The 17,502-nt window shown below is 31.6% G+C and carries 13 protein-coding genes; 4 read left to right on the top strand and 9 right to left on the bottom strand.

All coding sequences use genetic code 11. The annotated features are described in order from the left end of the window. The first annotated feature begins 85 nt into the window (after positions 1 to 85). Both M4I23_RS06330 and M4I23_RS06335 read left to right on the top strand, forming a co-directional pair. The gene (locus M4I23_RS06330) at positions 86 to 2,470 is read left to right on the top strand and encodes an outer membrane beta-barrel family protein (RefSeq protein WP_249753827.1); all 2,385 of its coding nucleotides are present in this window, start codon (positions 86 to 88) and stop codon (positions 2,468 to 2,470) included. Positions 2,471 to 2,481: 11 nt separating this feature from the next. Continuing rightward, positions 2,482 to 3,246, top strand: a complete 765-nt coding sequence (locus M4I23_RS06335; RefSeq protein WP_249753828.1) for a M15 family metallopeptidase — start codon at positions 2,482 to 2,484, stop codon at positions 3,244 to 3,246. Between the two features lie 2 nt (positions 3,247 to 3,248). Here M4I23_RS06335 and M4I23_RS06340 read toward each other — a convergent pair whose 3' ends face one another. The 6 genes from M4I23_RS06340 to M4I23_RS06365 form a co-directional block, all read right to left on the bottom strand. After that, on the bottom strand, positions 3,249 to 4,295 hold the full coding sequence (locus tag M4I23_RS06340) for a glycosyltransferase family 9 protein (RefSeq protein WP_158849654.1): 1,047 nt from the start codon (positions 4,293 to 4,295) through the stop codon (positions 3,249 to 3,251). A gap of 64 nt (positions 4,296 to 4,359) precedes the next feature. Then, positions 4,360 to 5,178: a DMT family transporter gene (locus M4I23_RS06345; protein ID WP_249754056.1), complete on the bottom strand. Its 819-nt coding sequence runs from the start codon at positions 5,176 to 5,178 to the stop codon at positions 4,360 to 4,362. A gap of 16 nt (positions 5,179 to 5,194) precedes the next feature. After that, positions 5,195 to 6,109, bottom strand: coding sequence for an EamA family transporter (locus M4I23_RS06350; protein ID WP_249753829.1), 915 nt, complete (start codon positions 6,107 to 6,109; stop codon positions 5,195 to 5,197). A 116-nt stretch (positions 6,110 to 6,225) separates the two neighbouring features. Beyond that, positions 6,226 to 6,678 (bottom strand): cold-shock protein, encoded by a 453-nt coding sequence (locus M4I23_RS06355; RefSeq protein WP_158849650.1) that lies wholly within the window; start codon positions 6,676 to 6,678, stop codon positions 6,226 to 6,228. A 208-nt stretch (positions 6,679 to 6,886) separates the two neighbouring features. Beyond that, complete coding sequence (locus M4I23_RS06360) at positions 6,887 to 7,990, bottom strand: MBL fold metallo-hydrolase (RefSeq protein WP_249753830.1); 1,104 nt, start codon at positions 7,988 to 7,990, stop codon at positions 6,887 to 6,889. A gap of 112 nt (positions 7,991 to 8,102) precedes the next feature. Then, positions 8,103 to 9,656 carry a DEAD/DEAH box helicase gene (locus M4I23_RS06365; RefSeq protein WP_249753831.1) on the bottom strand — a complete coding sequence of 518 codons (1,554 nt, stop codon included), beginning with the start codon at positions 9,654 to 9,656 and terminating at the stop codon, positions 8,103 to 8,105. A gap of 151 nt (positions 9,657 to 9,807) precedes the next feature. On the opposite strand from M4I23_RS06365, the gene mgrA reads away from it, so the two are divergent. Continuing rightward, entirely contained in the window at positions 9,808 to 10,821 is a 1,014-nt protein-coding gene (mgrA, locus tag M4I23_RS06370; protein ID WP_249753832.1) for an L-glyceraldehyde 3-phosphate reductase, read from the top strand. A 51-nt stretch (positions 10,822 to 10,872) separates the two neighbouring features. Here the strand turns inward: mgrA and M4I23_RS06375 are convergent, their stop codons facing one another. Continuing rightward, a complete protein-coding gene (locus tag M4I23_RS06375; protein ID WP_249753833.1) occupies positions 10,873 to 11,550 on the bottom strand; it encodes a hypothetical protein in 678 nt (225 codons plus the stop codon). Positions 11,551 to 11,915: 365 nt separating this feature from the next. Beyond that, positions 11,916 to 14,267 carry a hypothetical protein gene (locus tag M4I23_RS06380; protein ID WP_249753834.1) on the bottom strand — a complete coding sequence of 784 codons (2,352 nt, stop codon included), beginning with the start codon at positions 14,265 to 14,267 and terminating at the stop codon, positions 11,916 to 11,918. 556 nt (positions 14,268 to 14,823) lie between these two features. Between M4I23_RS06380 and M4I23_RS06385 the strand changes: the two genes are divergently transcribed. Continuing rightward, positions 14,824 to 15,378, top strand: coding sequence for a biopolymer transporter ExbD (locus M4I23_RS06385; RefSeq protein ID WP_249753835.1), 555 nt, complete (start codon positions 14,824 to 14,826; stop codon positions 15,376 to 15,378). Positions 15,379 to 15,439: 61 nt separating this feature from the next. On the opposite strand, the gene M4I23_RS06390 is transcribed toward M4I23_RS06385, so the two are convergent. Further along, entirely contained in the window at positions 15,440 to 17,431 is a 1,992-nt protein-coding gene (locus M4I23_RS06390; protein ID WP_249753836.1) for a thiamine pyrophosphate-dependent enzyme, read from the bottom strand. Positions 17,432 to 17,502 lie beyond the last annotated feature (71 nt).

Raw genomic sequence — 17,502 nt, forward strand, 5'->3', positions numbered from 1 at the left:
TTTTCTTCGGAATAAAAGCTTCAAAATTAACATAAAAAGAAATCGATGCCATTTATCTTTGTAAGATAGCCAAATAACTCATTTTATGATTTCAAAATACCCAAAACATATTATTTTTTTCTTATTCTTTATAGGAAGTATTTTGGTTAACGCTCAAAATACTGTTATAGAAATTACGGGAAAAGTGATAGAAACTGAAAGTAAACAAGCCATTGAATACGCCACGATTTCAATATTGGATTCTACTTCAAATAAACCAATAACAGGTACTATAAGTAATGAAAGCGGTGTTTTTTCAATTGATGTAAAAGCTACTAAATTTTATATTGAAGTGAGTTTTTTAGGATTTACAACTAAAACATTTCGAGATTTTAAAATAATAAAGAATAAAATTGATTTAAAAACCATTTCCCTTTCTGAAGATTTAGAAGCTTTAGGTGAAGTTTTAGTTAGAGCCGAAAAATCGCAAACCGAATTTAAACTAGATAAACGTATTTTTAATGTAGGATCGGATTTAAGCTCTACTGGTGCTGGTGCGTTAGAGGTTTTAAACAATGTACCCTCGGTAAATGTTAGTATTGAAGGTGAAGTAAGCTTACGCGGAAACTCGGGTGTGCAAATTTTGATTAACGGAAAACCATCAGTTTTGGCTAGTGCAGATGGTAATGCATTAGGTACAATTACTGCCGATATGATAGAAAAAATTGAAGTTATCACAAATCCATCAGCTAAATATGATGCTGCTGGAACTTCGGGAATTATAAATATTGTAATTAAAAAATCTGAAAAAAAAGGACTTAACGGTTCGGCTTCTTTAAATGTTGGTGTGCCAAATAGTAACAGTTTTGGTTTGAGTTTGAATCGAAGAACTGAAAAATTTAATCTTTTTAGTCAATTAGGTTTTGGTTTACGTACCTACCCTACCGAAACCGAAAGTATAAATCGTGATCTAATAGATAATACCGAAATAAATAGTTTTGGAGATAGCGAGTTTGACGAGAAATTCAGTAATATTCTTATCGGAACAGATTATCATATTAACGATAGAAATGTAATTACCTTAACAGGATCTTATGCTTATGAGGTTGAAGATCAAAATTCGCAACAAAATTATACGGGTTTAGACACTTCAAACAACACAACTACCGATGCCTGGTTGCGTGATGAAAAAACAGAAGCTACAAACCCAAAACTAAGCTACGAATTACAATATAAAAAGGATTTTAAACGTAATAAAGATCAAAGTTTACTTTTTAGTGCATTAGGAAGTTCGTTTAGAAAAGACCAATCGTCTAACTTTAATAACACCACGAGCATTGGAAGTTTGCCCGATTCGGAACAAAATACAAGAACCGATTACAAACTAGAAGATTATACTTTTAAGTTAGATTATGTTCATCCATTCTTAAAACATTACACCATAGAAACAGGTTCTCAATATGTAATTAATCAAGTTTCAAACGATTTTGCAGTAAGTGACTTAGAAAATGGTGTTTGGGTAGACAATGTCGATTTAACTAATGTTTTCAATTTCGATCAAAATGTACTCGGAGTTTATACTACTGCCGCTTACGAAGGCGAAAAATGGGGTGTTAAAATAGGCGTTCGATTAGAAGATACTAAAACTGAAACCTTGTTGGAGACTACAAATCAAAAAGATTCTAACAATTACACCAACCTTTTCCCTAGTGCACACACATCTTATACTGTTAACGAAGGTTTCTCATTACAAGCCGGTTATTCTCGGCGAATAAACCGACCTAATTTACGATCCTTAAACCCGTTTTCTAACATTAGAAATAATTATAGTATATCTACTGGGAATCCCGATTTGCAACCAGAATACACCAATTCTTACGAGTTAACAAGTATTCATAAAATTGGAAAAGCCTCATTAAATTTCAGTTTATACAATCGTTACACTACCGACGTTATTGAAAATATTACTGAATATGAAGACGATATTAGTACCTCGAGACCAGAAAATATAGGAACAAGCAATACTACCGGTTTTGAGTTTAATGGTAAATATAATCCTCTAAATTGGTTTTCTTTAAGTGGTGAATTCAATATTAATTTCTTTGATCGTAATGGTGTTTTTGAAGATGAATCTTTCGATTTTAAGGGTAACAGATGGACGTCTAGCTTAACAACAAAATTTAAATTACCTTTGGATTTCGATTTAGAAATGTCTGGCGATTATCAATCTAAATTTAAAAGTTTACAAGGTGAAACCTATGATAATCTGTATGCCGATTTGGGTATTAGAAAAAAAATATTAAAAGGAAAAGTAATACTAAATATGAGTATTCGAGATGTTTTTGCTTCTCGTAAAAATCAATCTGAAACTACACAACCAGAATTTTATTTATACAACAGTCGTAAACGTGGACGTTTTGTTTCCTTCGGTGTAAGCTATGGATTTGGAAAAGGTGAAGCCATGGAATTTTCTGGCAGACGCCATCGTTAATTATTTTTAATATGAAGAAACCATTATTATACATTTTTGTCGTAATATTAACTGTATTGAATTCGTGTAAAAACGAAAAACCAAAACAAATTGTAGAGAATTTGATAGTTGAAACTATTCCGGTAGAAATACCTAAGAAAACCATAGATACAATGATTACCAAAGAATTTGTTTTGGGTAAGTTCGATTACCGAACGCATCATGCATTTCAAAAGGTAAGCGTATCCCATTCATCCAAAACCATCTATTTGAACAAAAAATGTTATGAAGCTTTTATAAAGATGTATAACCATGCGAAAGCAGATAGCATCGATTTAATAATTATCTCAGGAACACGAAATTTTTACGAACAAAAAAGTATTTGGGAACGTAAATGGAAAAAATATGCCAGTTTAAAACCTAAAACGCGTGCCTTAAAAATTTTAGAATACAGCTCAATGCCTACTTCCTCACGTCACCATTGGGGAACCGATATGGATTTAAATAATCTAAACAATAGTTATTTTGAAAAAGGTGAAGGTTTAAAAATTTATAACTGGTTAGAAAAACATGCCAAAACTTATGGTTTTAGTCAGGTTTACACAAATAAAACAGGTGGAAGAACTGGTTATAATATGGAAAAATGGCATTGGTCGTTTATGCCATTAGCTGAAACATATTTAGAATTTTACAATAACAATATTAGCTATACTGATATTACTGGCTTTGAGGGATCAGAACAAGCAAAAGAGGTTGATATTATAAAAAACTATGTTAACGGAATATCTAAAAAGTAATTCTATCTTAATATACCATCGATAGATTTTATCCAATCCTCAATATCAGTATGGTTAGTATTAAGTGCCACACTTCCGTTTCCGTAAGGTGCATAAATATTTTCATTAGTAACAGAAAAGAAGCCAACGCAAGGTGTTAAACTAGCACTTGCCAAATGCATTACACCATTATCGGCTGCTATGAATATGCTTGTGTTTTTTATAATTCCCGCCATTTCTCGAATATCTTTACTATAGAAATTCGGAGATTTAAAGTTGATTTTAGAAATGTTTTCAATAGGTAGCATTTCGATAATATTAAAATCAGGATATTCCGCTTTTAGACGTTCATAAAAAGTTTCCCACCAAGTCTCCGAATAACATTTATTTCCTGTTGCATTGGTATAAATACAAATGGTTTTTTTATCATTTTTAATAATATCATCTAGGATGGCTTTTCCTTTTGCTATTTCGGATACATCCAACTTTATATCCAAAACAGGTAACGGACTCATATTTTTTTTAAAACCTAACCGTTCTAAATCATATCTTAAATTATAAATGGGATATTTAGAGATATGCCTATGATCGCTATATTCATTCTGAATACTTTCATTTACATCTCCAAAAATTTTAACTTTAGCTTTTGCTAAATTGGTAAGTAAACGCCCAGAAGATGAGTTTTTATCACCGTTAATAACCATATCGTAAGATTTCGATTTAACCGAAATCCAGCTTTTGGCATATTTATATATATTGCTAAATGGTTTTCTAGGCAGTTGGATAATTTTAGAAACCTCATTGTAATTTTCAAACACTGGATATGCTACACCTCCTTTTACAAACAAATCGATTTCGCAATTAGGAAAGGTATTAATAACTTCTTGAACTAGTGGTGTAAGTAACAATTGGTTTCCTAATCTATGATTAGGACGAATAATTAAAACACGTTTAACATCTTCAATTTTAATAGAGCCTTTTTCTGGCTCGTTATAAGAACTGCCCACATTTTTAGTAATGCCGCGCATTATATTTCTTCTTATATTATTAACACGTTTTTTAAAAGTCATCTATTAAATTATCTAGAATAATATTGCGAAATTACAAATAAGGAAACAGCTTGGCAAAAAACTATTAAGACTTATATTTTTCTTTGTACAAAATATTTAAAACAAGACCTCCAATTATTAAAGCAATACCAAGTAAACTCCAAAATGTATAAACTTCTCCAAAAATAAAAGTTCCAAAAAGCAGTGTAAAAACAACTTCAATATATTTTAATGGTGCTACTTGACTTGTAGATGCCATTTGAAAAGCCTTGGTCATGTAAACCTGCCCGAAATAGCCAAACACTCCTAATATGCAAAGTAAAAACCATTCTTTACCAACGGGCATAACCCAATTATTAATAGAGCCAACTAAGCCAACAATTGTAGATATTATCATAAAATAATTAACGACAACTACTGGGTGTTCACTTTTTCCTATTTTACTCAATATAATGTAAACAAGACCACTAAATACAGCAGAAACAAATACGAGTAGTAAGCCATAGCCACTAACCTCTTTATCAAATCCTTTTAAGACTAAAACGCCCGCAAAAGCCAATGCAAAAAATAACCATTGCACCGCTTTAATTTTTTCCTTCAATATTATAACGGCAAAAATAGCTGCAAAAACAGGAGCCAAATAACGTAAAGATACCGCACTTCCAATAGGTAAATATTTGGTAGACATAAAGAACAAACTCATAGAAGTAACTCCAACTAACCCACGAAGAATTAATAATTTCTTGTTATTCCCTACAAATGAAATCTTGTTTTTTATTAAGAAACCAAATGTAAAAAACAAAGAGCCTATAGAACGAAACAGAACAATTTGAAAGGCACTAAAGCCACTTAAATATTTTACCGTTGTATTCATGCAAGCAAAGGCTAATGTACTAATAAGCATGAATTGTAAAGCTTTTTTAACGTCCAAGAGATCGGGGTTTAAATTTACGTTTCGAATTTATAAAATAGACACCTGTTAATAGTATAACGGCAGCAATAATTGATTGTGTTGTTAAATTTTCATCTAAAACAAACCAACCTAAAAACAAGGCAATCACCGGATTTACATAGGTTGACGTCGATACTTTTTCTGGTGAAACTTCTTTTAGTAAATAATTAAACGCTGTAAAAGCGATAATACTACCAAAAATAATAAGCATAAGCATAGACCAAAGTACTGGCGTACTCCAAGTTGTTGGCGATGTCCACTCTTCCCCAAAACATACACTTGCTATGGCTAACATTACGCCACCAGAAAGCATTTGATAACCTGTGTTCACAAAAAAGTTTTTAGGAAGGTTTGCTTTACCTACAAATATACTGGCATAAGCCCAACTAATCATACATACAAAAATCATGATCATTCCTAAAATTTGTCCGTCTTTGCTAATTATTTGCTTCTGGCTCACTAATAGAAATATACCGATAAAGCCAAGTGCCACACCAATGTAAGACATGGCAGATATCTTTTTGCCTTGTAAAATGCGCATTAATATAAGTACAACAAGAGGTTGAGCAGAAACTTCTAAAGCAGTAAAACCACTATCTACAAACTTGAGCGCCCAAACTACAACGCCGTTGCCAAAAGCCAAAAATAAAAAACCTGCAAGAATAGCGTTTTTTAGTTGCGTTCTGGTGATGGAGAGATCTAGTTTTAAAATTTTAGCAATTATAAAAATAAGAATACTAGCCGTTATAAAACGCATGGAGCCTAACATAAATGGCGGCAATTCTGTTACCGCTATTTTATTAAGTAAATATGTAGATCCCCAAATAACATAAATAGCAAAAAATGCCAATAAAATAGTAATCGATTTACGTGAAACAGCCATTAAAAACCTTTTTAAAAAGAAATAATCCTCACAGTTTAACTGTTGAGGATTATTTTAAAATTTACTTTAAATAAAACGTGCTTAGTTCTTTAAAAAGAACTGGTTAACGAATAAAATTATATTTTCTTTACTCGAACGGCATTCATACCTTTTTGACCACGTTCAAGATCATAAGTTACTTTGTCGTTTTCTTCAATATCGTCTAATAAACCGCTAACATGAACAAAATATTTTTCTTGATTCACGCTATCGATAATAAAACCAAAACCTTTAGAATGATCAAAAAATGATACTTTACCTTCCTTAATTACTGGTTCTTCTTCAATACGGTCTTCCTTTTTAGGGATTCCCAATTCAATACTTTCGGCTTCAACTTTTTCACGCATAGCCGGGTCTGGCGGCGTATCGGTTAAATTTCCGTTAAAATCAACATAAGCAAACTGGATGCCTTGAGGGTTTTCTTTAGCCTCAGCCTTACGAGCGTCCTTTTTCTTTTGCTTTTCCTCTCTTTTCTTTAAGCGTTTTTTTTCTTTTTCAATTTTGTTAAATGTGACTTGCGATTTTGCCATAGTTTAAAATATCCTACTTTTTTTTGTAAATTAATAAGGGATAAAGATACGGCTTATTTTTATGATGTGATAATATTCAGTATATTAAAAATTAAGCAAGACAAAAATATTTTAAAACCATTGTATTTATTCAATCTTTCTGTGGTTCTCACAAGTCTCAGTCTTTATAATTGGATTACCATTTAAGAAGTACAAATAATTAACATCTTTATCTACCACTTCCTAACTCATTTTCTGTTATAAACCCATCATTGTTACTATCTCGTTTGGTAAAATTCTCTTTTAATTTACCTTTTGCTTCTGTTTTAGAAATTTTGCCATCTTTATCGGCATCCATTCTATTCAACATATTCTTAAAATTAGGAGATTGATTGGTTTTATTATTATTTCTCGATTGTTTAGATGGTTCTATATTACCTTCCAATTTTGGAAAGCTCATTAAATCTTCAGCATAAAAAATAGTTCCAGTATAGTTTTTATTTAATTCCGCACTAGTTGCCGCTTCATCAATATTAGTAAAAGTAAAATGTGTAAGCACTAGGTTTTTAACTTTAGCCTCGTTTGCCATGCGAGAACTTTCATCTAAATTAACATGTGCATGCTCTTTATTACTACGAGCTTTACCATTTCCTTTTTTTGTATTTGTCTTTCCAAGCTCAAGACTTCCTCCCGAATCTATAATTAAATAATCGGCTTGTTTGGCTAGAATTGGTAAACTTTCGGAATATGATAAATCTCCCGAAATAACAATAGATGTTCCTCCGGCATCAAACCGATACGCCATAGTGGAAATAGTATGTTTTACAGGTGTGCAAGAGATACTTATTTCTCCAATAGAAAACGTTTCCCCTCCTTTTAATTCCTTAACGGAAAAATTAGAAGCAACATCATTAAAAGTGCGTTGTTTTTTAGAAAGACGATAAGCAATGTCCTCTTCGTAGTTTTTTAAAATACTATTAACTAAATCGTTAGTCGGTTTTGGCCCGATAACTTCAAAATCATTTCCGCTTAATAAAGTTTTTATAAAAATTGGAGTAAATTCCTCATTATGATCTAAATGATGGTGCGTAAAAAGTAACGCATTTAGGTCCTTGGTTTTAATGTTTAATTTTTCCAAATTAGCTTGTGCTCCATTCCCCATATCAACCAATATATTGGTGTTTTTATATGAAATTAACACAGAAGGTCCTGCCCGCTCGATATTATATTTTGGCGATCCAGAACCAATAATCGTTGCCGTTAATTGGTTTTGAGAATATGAAAATATTTGAAAACTTAAACAGAAAATTAAAGCAGCTATATACTTCTTCATCATTAAATATTTTCTATTAAGACCTTCAATTTTACAAAAGGTTTAAAATTCTGAATAAAAATAAATAATGTACTTATTAAACTAAGCTAAAAATTAATTAAACTAGATTGGTTTATTCCTCTGGTGGAAATCCATGAATTTGTTCGAAAACTTCATCAAAATTAGTACGTAAATAGGAGTTCAATTTTTTACGATAATCCCCTTTCAACCATTCTACAAAGTTAAATGTACTTTTACTAATACATTTAGTGTAACGCTGTATACGGAAGTCTACATCGTCTCCCAACATTTTAGCCAAGCCTAAAGCATCATAAACATCTTCACTATTTTCTATACAAATTTTAGCATGATGTTCGATAGAACGTTCTAAAACTACTTTTGAAGATTCGCCATTTCTAATAGAGCTTACATACGTTTTTTGAATATCGAAATACACATCTTTAGATTTAGCAAATTCGGCGCGTAAAGCATCCGGCATTTCATATCTAAAATTGCTTTCTAATTCATCATCACTTAAAATAGCATCTAAATAATAGTTTGGTGAACGGAAAATACGTTGCCAATCTAAATCTTCTCCCCAAGGGCCAAATCGATGGAAGTTATTACCTAAATCAATAACAGCAAAGCTCTTCTTGTCTTTCAGGATACGAGAACCACGACCAATCATCTGGTAATAAAGCGTTAACGATTTTGTTGCACGGTTTAAAATAATACTTTCTACTGTAGGCTCATCAAAACCAGTGGTTAAAATACTAACCGAAGTTAAGATTGCTCCAGGCGTTTTCTTAAACCATTTCAAGATCATAGAACGCTCCTTTTTGGAGTTCGTATTATCTAAGTGAGCTACAGGGTAACCAGCGCGTCTAAAGGAATCGTAAACGTGCAAAGACGTATTAATACCATTATTAAAAATCAATGTTTTTTTACCTTTGCAACGTTCTTCATAAGCTTGTACTAACTTAGAAAGCATATCGGTTGCCGTATATAAATCTTCAGAAGATTTTACTGTATAATCACCATTGGCACCAACAACTAAAGACGTTAAACCTACATTATATGAAAACATATCGGCACGAGCCAAAAAGCCATTTTCTATAAGGGATTCAATACTTTCTCCAACAATTAACTCATCGTAATTATCGGTCATTGGTAATTCCATACTCGAACTTAAAGGTGTTGCTGTAACTCCTAAAATAAACGATTGGCTAAAGAATTTAAATAATTTTGTAAACGAGTTATAGTGTGCCTCATCAATAATAACTAAACCAATATCCGAGATATCAAGTTTGTCATCGTTCAAACGGTTGTTTAAGGTTTCAACCATAGCCACAAAACAGCTAAAATCGGCTTGATCGCTCAAATCGGCTTTACTATCAACCACTTTATTGTTTACACCAAACTCGGTAAGTACATTCGATGTCTGACGGCACAATTCAATACGGTGCGTCATTACTAACACCTTCTTTTTGTGCGTTTTTAAAAATTGTCGAACAATTTCAGAAAATATTACCGTTTTCCCACCTCCTGTTGGAAGCTGATATAGTAAATGATAATCGGCTGGAGATTCTTCAAAACTTGTAAAAATTTTGTCAATAGCACCTTTTTGGTAACTATATAAATCTTTTCCTGCTTTTCTTTCTTCTAATTCTGTTTTGGAAACGGACATGAAATATTCTTTAAAGTGGCTGCAAAAATAACACCTTTAAAGGGTTTTTACTGTATGTTCTTAGTGAAAATTTAAAATGAATTTTGATTTCTCAGTTTGAAGCAAATTTGAAAACTAATTTATACATTTACATTATCTAAATTTAAAGAACATGCAAATTAACGATAAGTCGGGAGATCAAAGCTATTTAGCAAACCCCAAACGATATGATACCATGACCTATAAAAGGTCTGGAAACAGTGGTGTTTTACTACCTGCTATTTCATTGGGTTTATGGCATAACTTTGGTTTTATTGATAATATTCAAAATGCTAGATCCGTTTTACGATGTGCATTCGATTTAGGAATTACACATTTTGATTTAGCCAATAACTACGGACCTCCTTATGGTTCTGCCGAAGAAAATTTTGGTACCATCTTTAAAAATGATTTTAAAAATTATAGAGATGAAATGTTTATTGCCACCAAAGCAGGTTACGATATGTGGCCTGGACCTTACGGAAATTTTGGTTCTAGAAAATACTTGATTTCTAGTATAGACCAAAGTTTAAAACGTATGAATTTGGATTATGTTGATGTTTTCTATCATCATCGTCCAGATCCTGATACACCTTTAAAGGAAACCATGGGAGCACTTGCCGATATTGTGAGACAAGGAAAAGCCTTATATGTTGGTATTTCTAATTATCAGCCAGCAGAAACACAACGTGCTGCTGAGTTATTGCGCGAATATAATGTGCCTTTTATTTTACACCAAGCGAGGTATTCTATGTTAGATCGTTGGGTTGAAGATGGCCTTTTAGATACCTTAGAAGATAATGGCGTGGGTTGCATTACCTTTTCACCATTGGCACAAGGTATGCTTACCGATAAATATCTACATGGCATTCCTAAAGATTCGAGAGCGGCAAAGGATTTAACGTATTTAAACACAGAAACCGTAAACGAGAATATTGAAAAGATAAAGAAACTTGCTGAAATTGCTGAATCTCGCGGGCAAAAACTATCACAAATGGCTATTGCTTGGATTTTAAGACAAAAGCAAGTGGCGTCGGTATTAATTGGTGCGAGTTCTACAAATCAATTAAAAGAAAATGTAAAGGCTTTAGATAATTTAGAATTTACTGAGGAAGAATTAAAACGTATTGAAGAGGTGCTTTCTTAAAGGGAAGACCATACAATTTAAATAAAAAAGTTATTGTTGTTCTGGGTGAAACTAATCCTTAACCACCACAACAGTAACTTTCACTCCTTTTTCTAATGCCCATACTTTACTAGCTATAACAGCGCCTGTATCATCTACAATGCGATATTCAGCAGTATTTGGTCCAGAAGCTCCTGTATTGATGGCAAAAAAATCAATTTTATTAGAGCCCTCCAATAATTTTAGCGTAAAACCACTAAAACCTCTGGTTAAATATACATTAGACCTTATAACATCTCCATTTACATAGACACGCAATAAATCACCATCAACAGCACTATAATCCCTATATTTAACTTGTATAGATAAAGATTTTGTATGGTAATCTCCCCAAAATGCATCTTCTTTTAATCCAGCATTTTCACCATAACCATCGGGTAATACTGCTTTAGCTTGTCGGTCTAGATTTTTGGTGTATAATTCTCCAGGGTTTCCAAACTCTTCTTCAGGAAACATAGATAATTGTCTTTTTGGAGTACTTAAATCTATTGAAACTCTTGGAGCATTCATACCACTTAAAGGATCACTCTTTGCTTCAATAGGTGTTGAAGGTTTTGGAATTTCCGCTTTTAAAGAATCATTTTCCCTTTCAATAACAGGGAATGGCGTAGACTTATTTCTACTATCTATTTGGGCAAAACTAGAGATAGTGAAAAATAAAAGTATAAAAAATGAATAATAAAACTTCATTGGTTGTTCGGTGTCTTTTAATTATAATAGGCAACAAATTTGCTATAATTATGTTTCAAAGATAAATGTTATCATTTAAATCGCAATTATACCCGTTTCTATTTAGGAAAAAATTAATACAATAACCGTTCCTAAAATATATCAACGTTTATAATCACATGATTATTAGTGACAAAATATTATATTTCATTTAAATGAACACTTCTTCTAATAAGGAAAATTGAATTTATGAGAATGCTAAACGGCTTATAATATTCTTTGTAAGAATAAATTATATAAAACAACTACATCTGTATAATACATTTTATGGGCATAATTTGTCTTCAATATAATTTTCATAAAAACTTGATGCGAAAAAAATAAGCCTATCTCGCTAAGTTAATAGATTCTCTTTTAGACCATAAATAACCTTCGGCAGACATACCTTCAATATAAAGTTTTATACTATCTGAATCATAATTTGGAACTTTAAAAGTTAATTCTCCTTTATCATTAGGTGTAATATTTGGTATCCAATGAATAGTTCCAAATTTTAAGAACGTATCTGAGCTAGTATTTGTATAATTAGGCTTATAATATTCTTTAGGAACTGAAAATCCAAATATATTATAAATAGTGTGATATTCATCATCGGTAGTACTCACGCCACCTCCGTTTCTGGTAAATATTTTGATGGTTCCAGCTGGTGAATCCCCAGGATTTGGCATGCGACTAATATACATATCTTCAACATCCAAAGCTCTAAGACCTACTAATGTTCTAAAATCACCAAACAGTGGCATGTTATCCACATAAATAGACGGTACTGGATTCCCAGGCACTATTCGTTTGGTACGAATAACCACATTATCAAATGTAGTAACAACATCAAATCCATTTTTTCTAATTATACTTGCTAAAGTCTCATTTTGAAAATCAGATTCGGCTAAATTAATATATTTGGCCCCATGCATGGATATTAATGGCTTGTTTTTAGGTGTCTTATTTTTAGCGCGAGCTTTTAATAATACAGTATCTAAAAGCGTAGACGCTATGAGATTATTAAATGTTTCTTCCGTTTGTTGATTGCGTAATTTATTTTTGGGATAAGTACTTAAATCTTCTAAGTTATCTTTAATACCTTTTGGAGATATATTAACGTATAAAAATGGTTTTGTTAATTTCCCGTTTTTATTTTTTAAACTAAAATTAATACTTGTATCATCCGCTAAAAATAAATTTTCAAAACTAAAAGTTGAATTTTCAATAACGGCAGATTCATGAATTTGATTTGCCGAAGAAGACAACACCATCAAATCTCCTGTTTTTTGTTTGTAATTATTAAGACTTCCCTTTATTTGAAATCCTGTTTCAAATGCATAATTAGCTCTTGGCTGATCTTTAAAGATATTATCCCAATTATACCTACTCCATCCTTGGTTTAATAATAACAAATCTAAATCATATAGCGTCTTGTGATCAATATCACTGAAATAATAATACGGCTTTTCTATATGGCCTTTAATATATGGAGCTAATAAAAATGATGCCATTATCGTAGACTGATTCTTGTAGGATTCATTAGACGCTGGCAAAACTGATACACTAAAACTCGGATTAATTTCTGTTTTTATATTTGTTTTAAGTTTTACCGTGCTCGAATCTTTTTGGGCTACTACACTTGCTACTTCAATGTCTTTAATTGGAGTTTTTAAATTATTAAATATTAATCTTTCCGCTATAGGTTTATAATTTTCATTAACTAAAGTGAGTATATTTATACCTGGTAACAATTCTGGCTTTTTTACATTTAGAAAATAGTTTAGTTTACCTTCTTCAAAATCAATTTTTAATTTTATGATCTGGCTGTCTCTATGTATCAATAAATAGTAAGGTTTACCTATTAAATCATTAATAGTAAATGGGTTGGTTTCCAAAGCAATAATTACATTGTTACCATTGGTAACCGCAACTTTAAAAGAGATACCTTTTTTCTCAATCAATCCAACTGGTTTGCTAATGGTTTTACCGTTTGTCATAGTAACATTAACAGTGTAATTATTGTTTTCTTTAGCATTTAGCACAAACTTCCCTAACCCAAATTGATTGCTTTTAAAAGTTGTAATTATATTTTTGTTTTTATCAAAAACAGTTCCTTCGCTAATTACAACACCATTCCCCTGTTCATCGAGTAATTTAAAACCAATAGTATTGTTTACATTTTCAACAATATGACCACCTTCTGGCAAAAACTGTAAATCATATTTATTTTCACTTACTACATTTTTAGTGTATTCTTCTACTTTGCCCATAATTTCAATTATTTGAACATGAGACAAGTCTTCTTTAAAATTTTTCATCCAATTCGTGGTGGTCTTCACGTAATAAATCCCAGGAGTGAATTTCTTGTCAATTAAAAAATTTCCATTCACATAACCATTTGAGGCATAGAGAAGTTTTGAAGTTATTACACTGCCGGTTTCATTAAAAATACTGACATATATATTTGTTGTGCTTTCGTAAGGTGTTTGATATTTATTATTATAAATATAACTTTTAAACCAAATTTCTTCACCTTCAAAAAATATTGACTTATTTAAATGCGTAAATATTGTTTCTCGTTCTAATTCAAAATATTTATTATATTTTTTTATTAGATCCTCAGAAGATTTAATTTGAGAAAAAACTGTTGAAGAAAAATTAAGAAATATTAGGAGTAAAAGAAAGTGTTTTTTCATAATATTGATTTGCGAAATTACTTATACAAATTTAGAAAAAAATATAAGTTAAGGTGAGAACATTTAAGCTTAAATCGTTTCAGTCCATTAATTTTTTCCATTTGAGAAGGGGTTAAATTATATTTTAATAGAATTATGGATTAAATAATTATTTTAATACGGTAATTTAAAGAACGGTATACTGGGAATAATAATTGATGTCTAGAAACGCTATTACATTATTTTTTTTAATTGATTTATGTTCTATTTACTGTAAAACTAAACAGCGTTATAATATCTCTAAGACCCCATTAACAGCAGGCAATACAATAATTTTAACATTAATATGGTAACCAGTAGTTCCCTTTTAAAAAAGATGAATTTTTAAATAACTTTAAAGATAAAAAAGCCCATTTTCAACAAGAAACTCTCGTTAGAATCTGATTTAAAACACTTTAAACTTCCATACTGTTTATTCGAACAACTAGTGCAATCTTGTTTTTCAGCAATTATCTTCTTTTTATGGTATCGTTTTTGTGTGTCTTGATTTCATATTAACATTTAAATTTTAACATTTATGAGACATTCAAAAGAAGTACCAGAAGTTAATGCGGGTTCTATGGCCGACATTGCATTTTTACTACTTATTTTCTTTTTAGTAACAGCAACTATTTCCTCCGATGCAGGAATTAATCGCGTTTTGCCAGCCGAATGCCCAACCGGAGATTGCGAAAGCTTAAAACATGAACGTAACATTTTACGCATTGTTATTAATAATAACGATGAAATTATGGTTGAAAATGAAAAAGTAGCTCTAGCCGATTTAAAAGAGGCTACAAAAGTCTTTTTGGATAATAACGGAGACGCTACTTGTTTGTATTGCAACGGTAATAAATCCCCAAATTCTGCTGATAACCCGAAAGATGCCGTAGTTTCTCTTCAAAACGGAAAACAAACTACTTACAAGCAATTTGTGGCTGTTCAGAATGAATTATCGAAAGCTTATTATGAATTAAGAAGTAATTATGCTGCCAATGTTCTAAAAAAGTCGGTTGACAATCTATCCAAAGCAGATTTACAGAAAGTAAAAAATGCTTACCCATTTATTCTATCGGAAGCTGAAACCAAATAGAATTAAAACAAGTTAGATATTGAGTTATTTTGCGGCAACAGAATAACTCAATATTATTTTATTAATAATTTAATAGCGTAATTAACGCCTCTTCAAATCTATTTTTAGGCAAATATTGATCTTCTAAATCTTTTATAAATGAAATGGGTGTGTCCATACTAGCCACTCGTTTTACTGGAGCATCTAAACTCTCAAAACAATGTTCCATAATTTCTGCTGAAATATCACTAGCAATCCCACCAAATAAGGAGTCTTCTTGAAGAATAATTACTTTTCCTGTCTTTTTTACTGAATTAAAAATAGTTTCTAAATCTAAGGGCTGTAGTGTTCTTAAATCTATCACATCTGCTGAAATATTGGGATTGTTATTTAAAGTTTCTAAAGCCCAATGTACAGCAGCTCCATAACTAACAATTGTAATTTCGGTACCGGTTTTTATTAATGCAGCTTCTCCTAATGGGAGCGTATAATAATCTACAGGAACTTCTTGCCGAAGACTTCTATACAAGCCTTTATGCTCGTAAAACAGCACCGGATTGGGATCGTTAATAGCAGAAGCTAATAAACCTTTAGCATCAAAAGGAAAAGCTGGATATACCACTTTTAAACCTGGAGTTTTTGTAAACCAAGCCTCGTTAGTTTGCGAATGGAATGGTCCTGCACCAACATCTCCGCCACATGGCATTCTAATAACCACATCGACATTTTGATTCCATCGATAATAAGATTTAGCCAATAAGTTTACCACTGGGTTAAAGCCTGAACTCACAAAATCTGCAAATTGCATTTCAACAATACTTTTAATTCCTGCAATCGATAATCCATAAGCCGTTTCAATTATAGCAGATTCGCAAATGGGTGTATTCCTTATTCTATCTTTTCCAAAGGCTTCAATAAAACCTTGAGTTATTTTAAATGCGCCACCGTATTCTGCTATATCTTGCCCCATAATAACCAAATCCTCATAACGCTGCATACTTTGTTTTAAACCATCGGAAATAGCATCGATAAAACGAATTTCTTTTGAATTACCACTTGCTTTAATCGACTCATTTTTAACTATTTGAAAAACATCATTTATTTCATTATCTACACTTGAAATAATTTTATCTTCATTAAAAGAAATATCTAAATGTTCATTAATTTCATTTAAAATTTCATCTTTTAATCGTTTGTTTTCTTCTTCATCTAAAATATTATTTTCTTTTAAAAACGATTCAAAATTATGGATAGGGTCTTTTTTCGACCAAGATTCTAGAAGTTTATTAGGAACATATTTAGTACCACTTGCCTCTTCATGACCGCGTACTCTAAAGGTTTTAAATTCTATTAAAATAGGTCGAGGATTATTCCGAACGCTTTCAGCAATTTCATTCACTTTAGTATAAACTTTAACTATATTATTCCCATCAATAATATGCGATTCTATGCCATAACCTTGTCCGCGATCGGCAATATTAACACAATTATATTGTTCATTTGTTGGCGTAGATAAACCATACCCGTTATTTTCAACACAAAATAAAACGGGTAACTGCCAAACGGAGGCCACATTTAAAGCTTCATGAAAATCACCTTCGCTTGTACCACCTTCACCAGTAAAAACAACTGTAACTTCTTTTTTATCTTTTAGTTTAGAAGCTAATGCAATACCATCGGCAACACCTAATTGCGGACCTAAATGCGAAATCATTCCAATTATTTTATACTCCTGTGTGCCAAAATGAAAAGAGCGGTCTCGACCTTTAGTAAAACCAGATAATTTGCCTTGCCATTGCGCAAATAAACGCCTTAACGGAATATTCCTCGTAGTAAAAACCCCTAAGTTTCGGTGCATTGGTAGTATATATTCATTTGGCTTTAATGCCATTGTTACACCTACCGATATGGCTTCTTGGCCAATACCCGAAAACCATTTACTAATTTTACCTTGGCGTAATAAAACGAGCATCTTCTCTTCTATAAGCCTAGGTTTTAGCATATTTTTATATAATGCTAGCAAAAGAGAATGATCCAGATTGTGTTCTTGATAATTGATGTGGCTAGAAGTCATAAAAGAATCCGTTTAGTCTATCAAATATAGTCTAATTAGCCAAATTATGAATATGAAATAGAGATTACAAA

The sequence above is a fragment of the Algibacter sp. L4_22 genome, from assembly GCF_023473045.1.
Classification (GTDB): Bacteria; Bacteroidota; Bacteroidia; order Flavobacteriales; family Flavobacteriaceae; genus Algibacter.